Below are 14,016 nucleotides of genomic sequence, written 5' to 3'. Positions count from 1 at the left end.
GCGGCTGCTTTACCGGCAGTCTAGTGCATTACGCCCGGTACAGCAGCGCCTGCAGGCGCGTCACGGCTTGGCGCAGCGCGAGCGGCCCGCCGAACAGCTCGGCGATCTCCTGCGGGTTGCCATGCTCGGTGAGCGGCGGGACTTGCAGGGCGTCCGGGATGCGAAACTCGCCGGGGCCGTGCTCGGTGTAGCGGTCCAGCAGCTCGTTCAGGATACCGCGGGCGGTGGCGCTCCAGCGCTCGAAGAAGTCGGGCTGTTGCCGGCGCAGGTACTCGGCGCGCTCGCGGCGGGTGCGCAGCGGCTTCTGGAAAGCGAGGTGGCAAAGCAGATCGAGCGGGTCGGCGTCCGGGCGGCTGGCGGCGTCCGCGAGCTGCGCGGCGTCGATGCCGTGGCGTGCAAGGCGAGCCTGCACCTCGTCGCGTGTTACGGGGTCTGCCCATTGGTCGCGCAGCTCATCGGCGGAGACGAACAGCAGGCGCAGGCGCTCGGCGCTGTAGTCGGTGTACTGCACGACGCGCAGTTGGCGGCCGGCGTCGTCGTGCTCGTAGACGACGTGGCCGATGATGCGGAACCTGCCGCCGTCTACGTAGAGCTTGCGCGGCTCCGGGTCGGCAACGGTGGACGCGCCGTTGGTGGCGGTGTCCGGGTCGCCGGCGGGCTCGGTGCCTGGGTCGGCCGGGGTGGCGGTGTCGGCGGCGGACTCGGGGTCGATGTCGGTGCTTGCGGTCGCGCTGCCGGCGGCGTCGATCTCGGTCACGTCGAGCGCGTCCGGAAAGCCGTCGAAGTCGGCGTCGGCGAAGCGCAGGGTGGCGGAGCCGGTGTAGTCGATGATGTTGAACCAGGTCTTGCCGTGGTCCTCGCGGATGCGGGTGCCGCGGCCGATGATCTGTTTGAACTCGCCGCCGCTGTTGATGACGCGCACCAGTACGACGTTGCGGCAGGTGGGCACGTCCACGCCCGTGGTGAGCATCTGCGAGGTCGTGACGATGGCGGGCGCGGGCTCGTCTGGCTCCTGGAAGCGGCTGAGCAGTGCCCGGCCGCGCTCGCCCTCGTCGCCGGTGATGCGGACGCAGTAGTCCGGACGGCGGGCGGCGAGGTCCTGGTTCAGCTCTGTCAGGGCCTGGCGCATGACTAGCGCGTGCTCCTGATCGACGCAGAAGACGATGGTCTTGGCCCAGCGGTCGCCGCGGCGCATGAAGTCGCAGAGGTGCTTGGCGATGGCGCGGGTGCGGGCCTTGAGCGCGATGATGCGCTCGAAGTCCTTGGTCTCGTAGTGCTCGTCCGGGATCGGGCGGCCGTAGCGGTCCTGCTCGTCGCGGCTCGGGCGCCAGCCGGTGGCGTCTACGTCCGTGATGACGCGGTGCACGCGGTAGGGGGCGAGAAAGCCGTCGTCGATGCCCTGGCGCAGGCTGTAGCTGTAGACCGGGCTGCCGAAGTAGCGGTAGCTGTCGCGGTTGTCGTCGCGCAGCGGGGTCGCGGTCATGCCGAGCTGGCAGGCGGGGTGGAACCACTCCAGAATCTCGCGCCAACTGCTCTCGTCGCGCGCGCTGCCACGGTGGCATTCGTCGATGACGATGAGGTCGAAGAAGTCCGGCGGGTACTCGCGGTACAGGCCGGGCCTGGCGGTGTCGGCGGCGAGGGCCTGGTAGATCGCGAAGCACATCTCCCGGCTCTTGTGCACGCGGCGGCCGTCGATCTTCCAGCGCGTGTTGCCGAACGGGGCGAAGTCCTTCGCCATCGGATCATCCACGAGCACATTGCGGTCGGCGAGGAAGAGCATGCGCGGCTTGCGGTGCAGCCCGGCAAGATTCCAGCGCGCCTGCCACAGCCGCCAGCAGATCTGAAAGGCGACGGTCGTCTTGCCGGTGCCGGTGGCCATGCAGAGCAGGATGCGCGGCTCGCCGGACAGGATCGCGGTCAGCACGCGCGCGATCGCAATCTGCTGGTAGTAGCGCAGGGGCCGCTCGGGCTGGTGATGGGCCGGGGTCAGGAATTGCTTGGCGCGGCGGTCGTCGAGCCCCTGCGCGGCCTTGAGGCGGGTGAACAACTCTGCCGGTGTCGGGAAGGCGTCGAGGCTGGTCTCGGTGCCGCGGATGAAGTCGAACTCGATGATCCAGTGGCCGTTGGTGGCGTAGGCGAACCTCAGATCCAAGTCGGTGGCATAGCCCTTGGACTGCTGCAGGCCGGTGCCCTCGGGGGCGTCCTCGGGCTTGGCCTCGACGGTGGCGATGGGCAGGTCGCGCAGGAACCGCAGCAGGTAGTCGACGCGCTTGCGCTCGCCGCGGACGGGGCGCCCGTCTAGGATGCGGATGCGCCCATCGGTATAGCCGTATTGCTCCGACAGCGAGTGCGGCTCGGTCTCCCAGCCCGCGTCGCGCAGGCGCGGTGTCACATAAACCCGGCAGGTGTCGGCTTCGTTGAGCGGCATCCCTGGTGTCCTCCGCCGACGCTCGGCGGTGGCTGTGTGCGTCTATGTCGAGTGTCGCACGGGCGGCGCGCTTGGTCAGCGCAAGGTGAGCCGGCTGGAAACCGGCACCACCGAGGCTCAGCCCTGCTTGAAGATCCGCTCCTTCTCGCGCGCCCAGTCGCGGTCTTTCTCGGTGGCGCGCTTGTCGTGGAGCTTCTTGCCCTTGGCGAGGCCGATCTCGAGCTTGGCGCGACCGCGCTTCCAGTACAGCGCGGTGGGCACCAGGGTGTAACCGGCGCGCTCGGTCTGGCCGATGAGGCGGTTCAGCTCGGCGCGGTGCAGCAGGAGCTTGCGGCTGCGGGTCGGGTCGGGCTGCACGTGCGTGGAGGCGGAGGCGAGCGGCGAGATGTGCGCGCCGATCAAAAAGGCCTCGGCGTGCAGGATCTTGACGTAGCTCTCCTTGAGCTGCACCCGCCCGGCGCGCATGCCCTTGACCTCCCAGCCCTCGAGCGCGAGGCCGCACTCGAAACGCTGCTCGATGTGATACTCGTGCCCCGCCTGCTTGTTGAGGGCGATGGTGTTGCCGCCGCCGGCGGACTTGTTCTTTTTTCCTTTGGTCATGCGTGGGAGTGTAAGCTATCGCGCACTCAGATCGTAACTCACAAAGCGCAAAGGTTGGTTGCGCCCTCGGGGGGGCAACGCTACACTTAGCGGCTTTTCAGCGGGGGATTACCCATGCGACGGCCTTTCATCGCTGGCAATTGGAAGATGAACGGCAGCAAGGCGGAGGCTGCGGAGCTGATTCGCGGCATCGTCGCCGGTGCGGCGTCGATGCAGAAGGTCGAGATCGCCGTCTGCCCGCCGTTTCCGTATCTGTACGTCGCCGAGCAGATGCTGGCCGGGACGGCCATCGCGTGGGGCTCGCAGGACGTGTCAAGGGAAGAGGCCGGCGCCTTCACCGGGCAGGTGTCCGCCGCCATGCTGAAGGACTTCGGCTGCCGTTACGCCATCGTCGGGCACTCCGAGCGGCGCCAGTTCAACGGCGAGACGGATGCGATCATCGCGCGCAAGTATGCGCGCGCCGTGGCCGGCGGCGTCACGCCAATTCTCTGCGTCGGCGAGACGCTGGACGAGCGTGAGAGCGGCAAGACCGAAGAGGTGGTCGCCAGGCATATCGACGCGGTCCTGGACCTAGGCGGTGCCGAGGCTTATGCGGTCGGCGTCGTCGCCTATGAGCCCGTGTGGGCCATCGGCACCGGCGTGACGGCGACGCCTGAGCAGGCACAAGAAGTGCACGCGTTCTTGCGCGAGCGTATCGCCGCAAAGAACAAAGCGGTCGCCGAGGGTCTGCGCATCCTTTACGGCGGCAGCATGAAGCCCGGCAACGCCGTCGAGCTCATCGGCCAAGCGGACATCGACGGCGGCCTGATCGGCGGTGCGGCGCTGAAGGCGTCGGACTTCCTCGCCATCTGCCAGGCAGGCGAGGACGCGGCTTGATGCAGCGACGCGGCCTGATGCAGCGAATGACCGAGCGCCCGATGCTGCGCCGCCGCTATACCCAGCCGCTGTACCAGTAGTAACGGAAACCCATGCAACTCTTTCTGACCGTTCTGCACTTGATGCTCGCCCTAGGGCTGATCGGGCTTATCCTGATCCAGCACGGCAAGGGCGCCGACGCCGGTGCTGCCTTCGGCAGTGGTGCGTCGGCCACCGTGTTCGGTGCGCAGGGTTCGGGGTCTTTCCTGACGCGGATCACCGCGATCATGGCGACGCTCTTCTTCCTCACCAGCATGGCGCTGGCCTACTATGCATCGCAGGTAGGGGAGCCGGCGGGCCTCATGGACGACGTCGCGCTGCCGGCACCATCCAGCGGGACGCTGGGTGATCTGCCCGAACCGGCCGATGACGCGCCGGCGCGGGCCGCGGCCGAGCCCGCCCCGCCGGAGGGCGTGCCAGCGAGCGCGGAGGAGGCGGACTTGCCCCCCGTGGCGGAGCAGGATGATCTGCCTCCGGTCGTGGACGCGCCGGCGTTCGTGCCTGCGGAGGCAGGCGCCACCGCCGAGGATGACACGCCGACGCTCGGGGAGCAGGATACGCAGGAGCAGGAGCAGGAGCAGGAGCAGGAGCAGGAGCAGGAGCGGGATACGCAATAGAATGGCCGGGCCTTCCCGGAGCGCTCGACAACCTAAGGTCGAGCCCCGAGATCTTTCGCCGACGTGGTGAAATTGGTAGACACGCTGTCTTGAGGGGGCAGTGGCGCAAGCCGTGCCGGTTCGAGTCCGGCCGTCGGCACCAACAATCGCAGCCCCGTGCGCCGGACATGCCGGCCAACGGGGTCCTGCCAAAGCAGTCGGCGATGCGGCCAACTGCCTGAAATTGCAAGGAATAACGCTAGTCTGTCAGCTTGACAGCCGGGTTCCCGCGGCTCTACACTCCCGCCCGCACCGGGGCGCAGCATTTGCTGCGGCAATCCTTCACATTGAGCGAGCGAGCGGCGCGTGCTGGAAGACTATCTCCATATCCTGATCTTCATCGTCATCGCGCTCCTCATCGGCTTCGTGCCGCGGGTGCTCGGGATGCTACTTGGCCCGCGCCGCCCGGACCAGGCCAAAGACTCCCCGTACGAGTGCGGTTTCGAGGCGTTTGAGCACGCGCGCATGAAGTTCGACGTGCGCTACTACCTCGTCGCCATCCTGTTTATTATCTTCGATCTCGAGATCGCGTTCCTGTTCCCTTGGGCCGTGGTGCTGGAGGACCTTGGCATCGCAGGCTTCATCGCCATGTCGGTGTTTCTCGGGATACTCGTCGTCGGGTTCCTGTATGAGTGGCGCAAGGGTGCCCTCGAGTGGGAGTGATCAGGCGTGGGAGTGACCCGGGCGTGACAGACCCGATCGCGGAAGCCGTATCCCCGCTGAACTTCGGAGAAGCGCACCATGGGCATTGAAGGCGTGCTCGAGGAGGGCGTCGTCACGACGACCGCCGACAAGCTGATTAACTGGGCGCGCACCGGCTCGCTCTGGCCGATGACCTTCGGCCTGGCCTGCTGTGCCGTCGAGATGATGCACGCGGGCGCCGCGCGCTACGACCTTGACCGCTTCGGCATCATCTTTCGGCCGAGTCCGCGCCAGTCCGACGTCATGATCGTCGCCGGCACCTTGGTCAACAAGATGGCGCCAGCGTTGCGGCGCGTCTACGACCAGATGGCCGAGCCGCGCTGGGTGATCTCGATGGGCTCCTGCGCGAACGGCGGCGGCTACTACCACTATTCCTACGCGGTGGTGCGCGGCTGCGATCGCATCGTGCCCGTGGATGTCTACGTGCCGGGCTGCCCGCCCACGGCCGAGGCACTTCTGTACGGCGTGCTGCAACTGCAGAACAAGATCCGCCGTACCAATACCATCGCGCGCTGACGCGCCCTCGCAAGTTCCGCAGTCGCAGCCATGTCCGACACGCTTGCTTCCACCGGCGACGCGCGCCTCGACACCCTCGCCGACCTCTTGCGCGAGCGCTGGTCGGGCGCCGGCTTTGAGCTGGGCTCGGACCTCGGCGAGCTCACGCTCACCGTACCGGCGCCGCAGCTCAAGCTCGTTTGCGAGCTGCTCCGGGACGCCGCCGCCTTCCGCTTCGAGCAGCTCATCGATCTGTGCGGCGTAGACTACGCGGCCTATGGCAAGTCCGAGTGGGACACCGAGGACGCCTCCAGCACCGGCTTCGGCCGCGGTGTCGATCGCGACGTTGAGCTGGCGGACGACGACCCGCGGCGCTTCGCCGTTGTGTACCACCTGCTGTCCGTGGAGTACAACCGCCGGCTCAGACTCAGGGTGTATGCCGGCGGCAGCCAGCCGATGGTGGACTCCGTGGCCGACATCTGGTCGGTTGCGAACTGGTTCGAGCGCGAGGCCTTCGACCTCTTTGGCATCCTGTTCCGCGGTCATCCGGACCTGCGCCGCATCCTGACCGACTACGGCTTCGTTGGGCACCCGTTCCGCAAGGACTTCCCGCTCATCGGCCACGTGGCCATGCGCTACGACCCGGAGCAGGCGCGCGTGGTTTACGAACCGGTGGACATCGTCCCGCGTACGCTCGTGCCCAAGGTCATCCGCAACGACAGCCGCTACGTGACCGAGGAGCAGGCCCGCGCCGCGCGGGCTGCGCAGGACGCGACCCAAGGCGCCACCGGAAACGCCGCCAATGCCTGAGATCCGCAACTACACGCTGAACTTCGGTCCGCAGCACCCGGCCGCGCACGGCGTGCTGCGCCTGGTGCTGGAGATGGACGGCGAGGTCATCGACCGCGCCGACCCGCACATCGGGCTGCTGCACCGCGGCACCGAGAAGCTCGCCGAGTCCAAGCCGTTCAACCAGAGTATCGGCTACATGGACCGGCTGGACTACGTGTCCATGATGTGCAACGAGCACGGCTACGTGCGCGCCATCGAGAAGCTGCTCGGCATCGAGGCACCGATCCGTGCGCAGTACATCCGCACGCTGTTCGATGAGATCACGCGCATCCTGAACCACTTGATGTGGCTCGGCGCGCACGCGCTTGATGTCGGCGCCATGAGCGTGTTCCTGTACTGCTTCCGCGAGCGCGAAGACCTGATGGACTGCTACGAGGCGGTCTCGGGAGCGCGCCTGCACGCGACCTATTACCGCCCGGGCGGCGTCTACCGCGACCTGCCGGCACAGATGCCGCGCTTCCCGGAGACCAGCACCAAGTGGCACGGCAAGGCGGCCATCGAGAAGCTGAACGAGGCCCGCAGCGGCTCGCTGCTCGACTTCCTCGAGGACTTCACGCACCGCTTCCCGGGGCTCGTTGACGAGTACGAGACGCTGCTCACGGACAATCGCATCTGGAAGCAGCGCACCGTCGGCATCGGCGTCGTGAGTCCGGAGCGGGCGCTGAGCTTGGGTTTCACGGGTCCGATGATCCGCGGCTCCGGCATTGCGTGGGACCTGCGCAAGAAACAGCCCTACGCCGCCTATGCGGACATGGACTTCGACGTCCCGGTGGGCCAGAACGGCGACTGCTACGACCGCTACCTGGTGCGCATCGAGGAGATGCGCCAGTCGAACCGCATCATCAAGCAGTGCATCGACTGGCTGCGCGCACATCCGGGTCCCGTGATGCTCGATGACCACAAGGTCACGCCGCCGGCGCGGGTGGACATGAAGGACGACATGGAAGCCCTAATTCACCACTTCAAACTCTTCACCGAGGGCTATTGCCCGCCGCCCGGCGAGGTCTATGCGGCCGTCGAGGCGCCGAAGGGCGAATTCGGCTGCTACATCATCTCCGACGGCGCCAACAAGCCGTACCGGCTCAAGGTGCGCGCCCCCGGCTTTCCGCACTTGGCCGCGCTGGACGAGATGTCGCGGGGCCACATGCTCGCGGACGTGGTCGCCATCATCGGCACCATGGATATCGTGTTCGGGGAGATCGACCGCTGATGAGCTTTCGCAACGCACCGCTCGCCGTTGTCCACGACGTGGACAAGAGCACGCTGCTAACGCCCGAGATTCGCGCCGAGATCGACACGCACGTCGCGAAGTACCCGCCGGAATGGAAGCAATCCGCCGTCATGCCGGCGCTGACCATCGTGCAGGACCACAACGGCGGCTGGCTCAGCAAAGATCTCATGGATCAGATCGCGGCCTACCTGGACATGCCGGAGGTGGCCGTCTATGAGGTCGCCACCTTCTACGCGATGTACGACCTGGAGCCGGTGGGCCGCCACAAGATCTGCATTTGCAACAGCGTGTCCTGCATGCTCAACGGCTCCGAGGCGCTGCTCGCGCACATCGAGCGCCGTCATGGCGTCGCGCCCGGCGGGACCTCGAAGGACGGCAAGTTCACGGTGAAGGAATTCGAGTGCCTGGGGGCCTGTCGCGACGCGCCGGCCGTGCTGGTCGACAAGACCTATCACGAGTCGGTGACGAAGGACGACATCGACAAGATCATCTCCAAGCTCGACTGACAACCGCGTGCCACGCCGGGACAGCACCCGGGCGGCACGAGCCCAAGGTCACGCCACATGGTCGACAACCAGAACACCGTCTGCTTCCGCAACATGCACCTGAAGCCCAAGGTGCGGCACACGCTGAAGAGCTACCGTAGCCTCGGCGGCTACGCGCAATGGGAGCGCATCCTGCGCGAGAAGCCGTCGGCCGAGTCGCTGATCGAGGCGATCAAGCGCTCGGCGTTGCGCGGCCGCGGCGGTGCCGGCTTCCCGACCGGGCTCAAGTGGAGCTTCATGCCGCGCAACAAGCCGGGGCAGAAGTACATCGTCTGCAACTCCGACGAGGGCGAGCCCGGCACCTGCAAGGACCGCGACATCCTGCGCTACAACCCGCACCAACTGATTGAGGGCATGGCCATCGCCGGTTACTGCATCGGTGCCACCGTCGGCTACAACTACACCCGCGGCGAGTTCTACGAACCCATCGCGCGCTTCGAGGCGGCCCTCGCGGAGGCCTACGCCGCGGGTCTGCTCGGCAAGGACGTGCAGGGCTCGGGCATCGACTTCGACCTCTATTCGCACCTGGGCGCCGGCGCCTACATCTGTGGCGAGGAGACGGCGCTGCTGGAGTCTCTCGAGGGTAAGAAGGGCCAGCCGCGCTTCAAGCCGCCGTTCCCGGCGCAGGTCGGCCTCTACGGCCGTCCAACGACCATCAACAACACCGAGTCGCTGGCCTCCATCCCGGTGATTCTCGAGAAGGGCGGCCAGTGGTTCCTGGAGCAGGGCCGGCCGAACAACGGCGGGCCGAAGCTCTTTTCCGTCACCGGCCACGTCAGCAAGCCCGCGAACTTCGAGGTGCCCCTCGGCACGCCGTTCCGGGAGCTCTTGGCCATGGCCGGCGGCGTCAGCGGCGGGCGAGCGCTCAAGGCCGTGATTCCGGGCGGCTCGTCGGTGCCCGTGGTGCCGGGCGCTGTGATGATGGAAACCGACATGGACTACGACGCCATCGCCAAGGCGGGCTCCATGCTCGGCTCCGGCGCCGTCATCGTTATCGCCGAGGGCACCTGCATGGTGAAGGTGCTCGCGAATCTCGCGCACTTTTATGCGCATGAGTCCTGCGGCCAGTGCACGCCCTGCCGCGAGGGTACCGGCTGGCTCGCGCGGGTGCTGCATCGCATCCTGCACGGGGACGGCCGGCCGTCGGACCTGGATTTGCTGGATAATGTCGCCGGCCGCATCGGCGGGCGTACCATCTGCGCCCTCGGCGATGCCGCGGCCATGCCGGTGCAGAGCTTCTTGAAGCACTATCGGCACGAGTTCGAATACCTGATCGAGCACGGCAAGCCCTTGGTGCAGGCCGCCTGAGCAGGCGCCACGCCGCGGGCGCCCGAGACACCCGACGTTGCACCGGGCAGCGACCGGTCGCCGACGAACGATCACCAGCCTCAGCGGGGCACGGGAGCGGAACCAGAGCACATGGCCGAAGAGATCACCGAAGAGATCAGCATAGAGATCGACGGCCGCATCTGCACGGCCGTGCCGGGCGAGATGATCATCGCGGTGACCGACCGCGAGGGCATCCCGGTCCCGCGCTTCTGTTATCACGAGAAGCTGTCCATCGCCGCCAACTGCCGCATGTGCCTGGTGGAGGCGGAGGCCGCTGGGCGGCCGTTCCCGAAGCCCGTGCCGGCCTGCGCGACCCCCGTCACCGAGGGCATGAAGGTGCTGACGCGCTCGCCGAAGGCGCTTGATGCGCAGCGCGGCACCATGGAGTTCCTGCTCATCAACCACCCGCTGGACTGCCCCATCTGTGACCAGGGCGGCGAGTGCGAGCTCCAAGACGTGTCCATGGGCTACGGCGAGGACGTATCGCGCTTTTCCGAGCGCAAGCGCGTGGTCAAGGACGAGGATCTCGGTCCGCTCATCGCCACCGACATGACCCGCTGCATCCACTGCACCCGCTGCGTGCGCTTCGGTGCCGAGATCGCGGGCGTGCGCGAGCTCGGCGCCACCGGCCGCGGCGAGGACATGCGCATCGGCACCTTCGTCGAGCACGCCGTCGCGCACGAGCTCTCCGGCAACATCATCGATCTCTGTCCCGTCGGCGCGCTGACCTCGAAGCCCTACCGCTTCACCGCGCGGCCCTGGGAGCTGACCGCCGAGGAGAGCATTGCCGCGCACGACGCGGTGGGCTCCAACCTGCACCTGCATACCCGCGACGGCCGCGTCATGCGCGTGCACCCGCGCGACAACGAGCCGGTGAACGAGACCTGGATCTCCGACCGCGACCGCTTCAGCTACCAGGGCTTGAACAGCGACAGCCGCCTTGACACGCCAATGCTGAAGGGCCAGGACGGCCGCTGGCGTCCGGTGGAGTGGCAGGAGGCGCTGCACGCCACGGCGGACATCCTGCGCGCGGCGGACCCGGAGCAGCTCGGCTGGCTCATGACGCCGACGGCGACGTTGGAGGAGTGCTGGCTGGCCCAGCGCCTGCTGCGGGCCATGGGCGGGCGGCACATCGACACGCGGCTGCGCCGCCAGGACTTCCGCGGCGACCGCGCGGACCCGGCCGTGCCATGGCTCGGCGTCCCCATCGCCGAGCTCGAGCAGCAGCAAGCGGTGCTCGTCATTGGCAGCGACATCCGCGCCGAGCAGCCGCTGTTGGCACATCGGCTGCGCAAGGCAGCGCTGCACGGCGCCGCCATCACCGTGCTGAACCCCTATGCGCTCGCGCTGACCCATCCGGCGCGGCAGCTCACCGCGGCACCGGGCCGGCTGACCGCGCAGCTCGCGGCCATCGCCCGGGCGCTGTCGGTGAGCGCCGGCGGTGCCGCCGCTGCGCTGCTGGGGCAAGCGAGCCCCGGCGAGGCGGACGCACGCGTGGCGATGGAGCTCAAGTCCGCCGGCGAGGAGGGCAGGGGGCTGGTGCTGCTCGGCGCGCTCGCCGAGGCCGACCCGGACTACACGCTGCTGAAGGAGCTGGCGGACCTGATCGCGGCGGCTTCCGGCTGCCGACTCGGCTTTCTGCCGCCGGCCGCCAACTCCGTCGGCGCCATGCTGGCCGGGGCGGTGCCGCACCTCGGGCCCGCCGGCGCGGCACTGGACGGCCCCGGGCTCGATGCGCTCGCGATGGTCACCGAGCCACGTCGAGCCTATGTGCTCTGGGGCCTGTCACCCGATCTCGATCTCATCGACCCGGTGCGGGCGCGGGCCGCGCTGGCCGATGCCGAGCAGGTCATCGCCTGCTCGGCGTTCCGCACCCCGGATCTCGATGCCGTGGCGCATGTGCTGCTGCCCATCTCGGCCTTTGCCGAAACGTCCGGCACCTTCGTCAACGCAGAGGGGCGCTGGCAGCGCTTCCAGGGCGCGGTGGCGCCGCCGGGCGAGGCGCGTCCGGGCTGGAAGGTGCTGCGCGTGCTCGGGAATCTCTTGGAATTGGACGGCTTCGATTACGGCAGCGCCAAACAGGTGCACGACGATGTCGCGGCGCACTGTGCGTCGATCGCGCTCGACAACGCCCGCCGCGGCGATTACGGCTTGCAGCAGCCGCTGCCGTCGGCGCAGTCGGGGGAGCTGATGCGCGTCGGCGACGTGCCCATCTACGCGACGGATCAGCTTGTGCGCGCGGCGCCCGCATTGCAGCAGACGCCGCTGGCCGGGCGCTGGGTGCTGCGTTTGCACCCGGACGACGCGGCGCGGCTCGGGCTCGGCGCAGGCGATATCGCCGCGGTCAACCAGGGCCGCGGTAGCGCGCGGGTGCCGGTGGCGCTCGACGACACCCTCGCGCCCGGCGCCGCGCGGCTGCCCGCCGCCGTCGCCGGCAGCGAGGCCCTTGGTCCGGCCATCGGCCCGATCCGCATCACCAAAGCGAGCGCGGAGGCGTTGCCGGCATGATGGATCTTTGGAACGCGCTGCCGCTGCCGCTGCAGAGCATCATCGCGACGCTCACGATCATCCTGCCGCTGCTCGGCATCGTGGCCTACTACACCTACGCCGAGCGCAAGGTCATCGGCTACATCCAGGTGCGCATCGGCCCGAACCGGGTCGGCTGGCGCGGCCTGCTGCAGCCCATCGCCGATGCGCTGAAGCTGATGGTCAAGGAGATCATCGTCCCGAGCAAGGCGAACAAGGGGCTCTTCTTGCTTGCACCGCTCATCGCCATCGCCCCCGCGCTCGCGGCCTGGGCGGTGGTGCCCTTCGATGCGGGGCTCGTGCTCGCGGATATCAATGCCGGGCTCCTGTACGTGCTGGCGCTGACCTCGCTCGGCGTCTATGGCGTCATCATCGCGGGCTGGGCATCCAACTCCAAGTACGCGCTGCTCGGCGCCATGCGCGCCGCGGCACAGATCGTCGCCTACGAGATCGCGATGGGCTTCGCGCTGGTGGGCGTGCTGGTGGCCGCCGGCAGTTTGAACCTGAGCGCCATCGTGGAGGCACAGTCCGGAAGCTTCCTCACCTGGTTCTGGCTGCCGCTGCTGCCGCTGTTCGGCGTCTACTACATCTCCGGCGTGGCCGAGACCAACCGCGCGCCCTTCGATGTCGCCGAGGGCGAGTCCGAGATCGTGGCGGGCTTCCATGTCGAATACTCGGGCATGGCCTTCGCGATCTTCTTCCTCGCCGAGTACGCGAACATGGTCCTGATCGCGGTGCTGACCACGCTGCTGTTCTTCGGTGGTTGGTTGTCGCCCTTTCAGAACCTGCCACTGCTGGACGCGGCCACGGCCTTCGTGCCCGGCACCGTTTGGCTGCTGTTGAAGACGTTCTTCTTCATGTTCGTCTTCCTGTGGCTGCGGGCGACCTTTCCGCGCTACCGCTACGATCAGATCATGCGGCTCGGTTGGAAGGTGTTCATTCCGATCACCATCGTCTGGATCCTGGTCGTCGCGCTTGCGGTGCTCGTGAAGCTGCCGCCGTGGTGGTCTTGAAGAAAGGATCTGGGGGCTAGGGGCTAGGGGCTAGGAAGATGCTCGCCCGAAGCCTTCGGCCAAGATGCTCCAAACGCGAAGCTTGAAATCATGCTTGATACCGCCCGCAAATACGTCGACAGCCTGCTCTTGACCGAGCTCTTCCGCGGCATGGGCCTGACCGGCAAGTATCTCTTCCGGCGCAAGTTCACGGTGCAGTACCCGGAAGAGAAGGCGCCGATCTCGCCGCGCTTTCGCGGCCTGCATGCGCTGCGCCGCTATCCGAACGGCGAGGAGCGCTGCATCGCCTGTAAACTGTGCGAGGCCACTTGCCCGGCGCTGGCCATCACCATCGAGGCCGAGCCCCGGGCGGACGGGTCGCGGCGCACGACGCGCTACGACATCGACCTGTTCAAGTGCATCTACTGCGGCTTTTGCGAGGAGTCCTGTCCCGTGGACTCCATCGTCGAGACCGGTATCTACGAGTATCACTTCGAGAACCGGGGCGAGAACATCATGACCAAAGAAAAACTGCTCGCCATCGGCGACATCTACGAGGCGGACATCGCCGCGGCGCGCGCCGCGGACTCGCGCTACCGCTGAGCGGTGCGCGGCGGCTCGCATTCGATGGCGCGCCGCCCTAGACTACTTGGCCTCCCCGCGGTCGGGGTTGTCTCGGTTGCCCTTGGGCGACTGTGCAAGGCCGCATGCGAGAACAACAAGGCCATTGCGCGGCGCGCGCGGC

Annotated in this window: 13 protein-coding genes and 1 tRNA gene; 12 read left to right on the top strand and 2 right to left on the bottom strand. The window is 67.7% G+C overall.

Features of this window, described 5'->3' with window-relative positions:
- Positions 1-28 precede the first annotated feature (28 nt).
- Positions 29-2,428 (bottom strand): EcoAI/FtnUII family type I restriction enzme subunit R, encoded by a 2,400-nt coding sequence (hsdR, locus tag ML01_RS06840; RefSeq protein WP_058554654.1) that lies wholly within the window; start codon positions 2,426-2,428, stop codon positions 29-31.
- Positions 2,429-2,545: 117 nt separating this feature from the next.
- Positions 2,546-3,028, bottom strand: coding sequence for an SsrA-binding protein SmpB (gene smpB / locus ML01_RS06835; RefSeq protein ID WP_058554653.1), 483 nt, complete (start codon positions 3,026-3,028; stop codon positions 2,546-2,548).
- A 114-nt stretch (positions 3,029-3,142) separates the two neighbouring features.
- Between smpB and tpiA the strand changes: the two genes are divergently transcribed.
- From tpiA to nuoI, 12 genes are all read left to right on the top strand, one after another.
- Positions 3,143-3,904, top strand: coding sequence for a triose-phosphate isomerase (gene tpiA / locus ML01_RS06830; RefSeq protein WP_058554652.1), 762 nt, complete (start codon positions 3,143-3,145; stop codon positions 3,902-3,904).
- Between the two features lie 92 nt (positions 3,905-3,996).
- The gene (secG, locus tag ML01_RS26960; RefSeq protein ID WP_082674032.1) at positions 3,997-4,560 is read left to right on the top strand and encodes a preprotein translocase subunit SecG; all 564 of its coding nucleotides are present in this window, start codon (positions 3,997-3,999) and stop codon (positions 4,558-4,560) included.
- 57 nt (positions 4,561-4,617) lie between these two features.
- Positions 4,618-4,702, top strand: a tRNA-Leu gene (locus ML01_RS06820).
- Positions 4,703-4,905: 203 nt separating this feature from the next.
- Positions 4,906-5,262 (top strand): NADH-quinone oxidoreductase subunit A, encoded by a 357-nt coding sequence (locus tag ML01_RS06815; protein WP_058554651.1) that lies wholly within the window; start codon positions 4,906-4,908, stop codon positions 5,260-5,262.
- 78 nt (positions 5,263-5,340) lie between these two features.
- Positions 5,341-5,817 carry an NADH-quinone oxidoreductase subunit B family protein gene (locus ML01_RS06810; RefSeq protein WP_058554650.1) on the top strand — a complete coding sequence of 159 codons (477 nt, stop codon included), beginning with the start codon at positions 5,341-5,343 and terminating at the stop codon, positions 5,815-5,817.
- 30 nt (positions 5,818-5,847) lie between these two features.
- Entirely contained in the window at positions 5,848-6,606 is a 759-nt protein-coding gene (locus tag ML01_RS06805) for an NADH-quinone oxidoreductase subunit C (protein WP_058554649.1), read from the top strand.
- A complete protein-coding gene (locus ML01_RS06800; protein WP_058554648.1) occupies positions 6,599-7,858 on the top strand; it encodes an NADH-quinone oxidoreductase subunit D in 1,260 nt (419 codons plus the stop codon). The genes ML01_RS06805 and ML01_RS06800 overlap by 8 nt, the downstream gene beginning before the upstream one ends.
- The gene (nuoE, locus tag ML01_RS06795; protein WP_058554647.1) at positions 7,858-8,385 is read left to right on the top strand and encodes an NADH-quinone oxidoreductase subunit NuoE; all 528 of its coding nucleotides are present in this window, start codon (positions 7,858-7,860) and stop codon (positions 8,383-8,385) included. Before ML01_RS06800 ends, nuoE begins: the two co-directional genes overlap by 1 nt.
- Before the next feature lie 57 nt (positions 8,386-8,442).
- The gene (gene nuoF, locus ML01_RS06790) at positions 8,443-9,732 is read left to right on the top strand and encodes an NADH-quinone oxidoreductase subunit NuoF (protein ID WP_082674031.1); all 1,290 of its coding nucleotides are present in this window, start codon (positions 8,443-8,445) and stop codon (positions 9,730-9,732) included.
- Positions 9,733-9,843: 111 nt separating this feature from the next.
- Positions 9,844-12,261: an NADH-quinone oxidoreductase subunit NuoG gene (gene nuoG / locus ML01_RS06785; protein WP_254045158.1), complete on the top strand. Its 2,418-nt coding sequence runs from the start codon at positions 9,844-9,846 to the stop codon at positions 12,259-12,261.
- The gene (nuoH, locus tag ML01_RS06780; RefSeq protein WP_058554646.1) at positions 12,258-13,292 is read left to right on the top strand and encodes an NADH-quinone oxidoreductase subunit NuoH; all 1,035 of its coding nucleotides are present in this window, start codon (positions 12,258-12,260) and stop codon (positions 13,290-13,292) included. Before nuoG ends, nuoH begins: the two co-directional genes overlap by 4 nt.
- 90 nt (positions 13,293-13,382) lie before the next feature.
- Entirely contained in the window at positions 13,383-13,874 is a 492-nt protein-coding gene (gene nuoI / locus ML01_RS06775; RefSeq protein ID WP_058554645.1) for an NADH-quinone oxidoreductase subunit NuoI, read from the top strand.
- Positions 13,875-14,016 lie beyond the last annotated feature (142 nt).

The organism is Thiohalocapsa sp. ML1, assembly GCF_001469165.1.
Classification (GTDB): domain Bacteria; phylum Pseudomonadota; class Gammaproteobacteria; order Chromatiales; family Chromatiaceae; genus Thiohalocapsa.
This window is presented reverse-complemented; position numbering and strand designations above follow the sequence as displayed.

Coding starts and splice junctions, on each gene's coding strand:
- hsdR (WP_058554654.1), bottom strand. CDS start 2,428: ATGCCGCTCAACGAAGCCGACACCTGCCGGGTTTATGTGACACCGCGC.
- smpB (WP_058554653.1), bottom strand. CDS start 3,028: ATGACCAAAGGAAAAAAGAACAAGTCCGCCGGCGGCGGCAACACCATC.
- tpiA (WP_058554652.1), top strand. CDS start 3,143: ATGCGACGGCCTTTCATCGCTGGCAATTGGAAGATGAACGGCAGCAAG.
- secG (WP_082674032.1), top strand. CDS start 3,997: ATGCAACTCTTTCTGACCGTTCTGCACTTGATGCTCGCCCTAGGGCTG.
- ML01_RS06810 (WP_058554650.1), top strand. CDS start 5,341: ATGGGCATTGAAGGCGTGCTCGAGGAGGGCGTCGTCACGACGACCGCC.
- ML01_RS06805 (WP_058554649.1), top strand. CDS start 5,848: ATGTCCGACACGCTTGCTTCCACCGGCGACGCGCGCCTCGACACCCTC.
- ML01_RS06800 (WP_058554648.1), top strand. CDS start 6,599: ATGCCTGAGATCCGCAACTACACGCTGAACTTCGGTCCGCAGCACCCG.
- nuoE (WP_058554647.1), top strand. CDS start 7,858: ATGAGCTTTCGCAACGCACCGCTCGCCGTTGTCCACGACGTGGACAAG.
- nuoF (WP_082674031.1), top strand. CDS start 8,443: ATGGTCGACAACCAGAACACCGTCTGCTTCCGCAACATGCACCTGAAG.
- nuoG (WP_254045158.1), top strand. CDS start 9,844: ATGGCCGAAGAGATCACCGAAGAGATCAGCATAGAGATCGACGGCCGC.
- nuoH (WP_058554646.1), top strand. CDS start 12,258: ATGATGGATCTTTGGAACGCGCTGCCGCTGCCGCTGCAGAGCATCATC.
- nuoI (WP_058554645.1), top strand. CDS start 13,383: ATGCTTGATACCGCCCGCAAATACGTCGACAGCCTGCTCTTGACCGAG.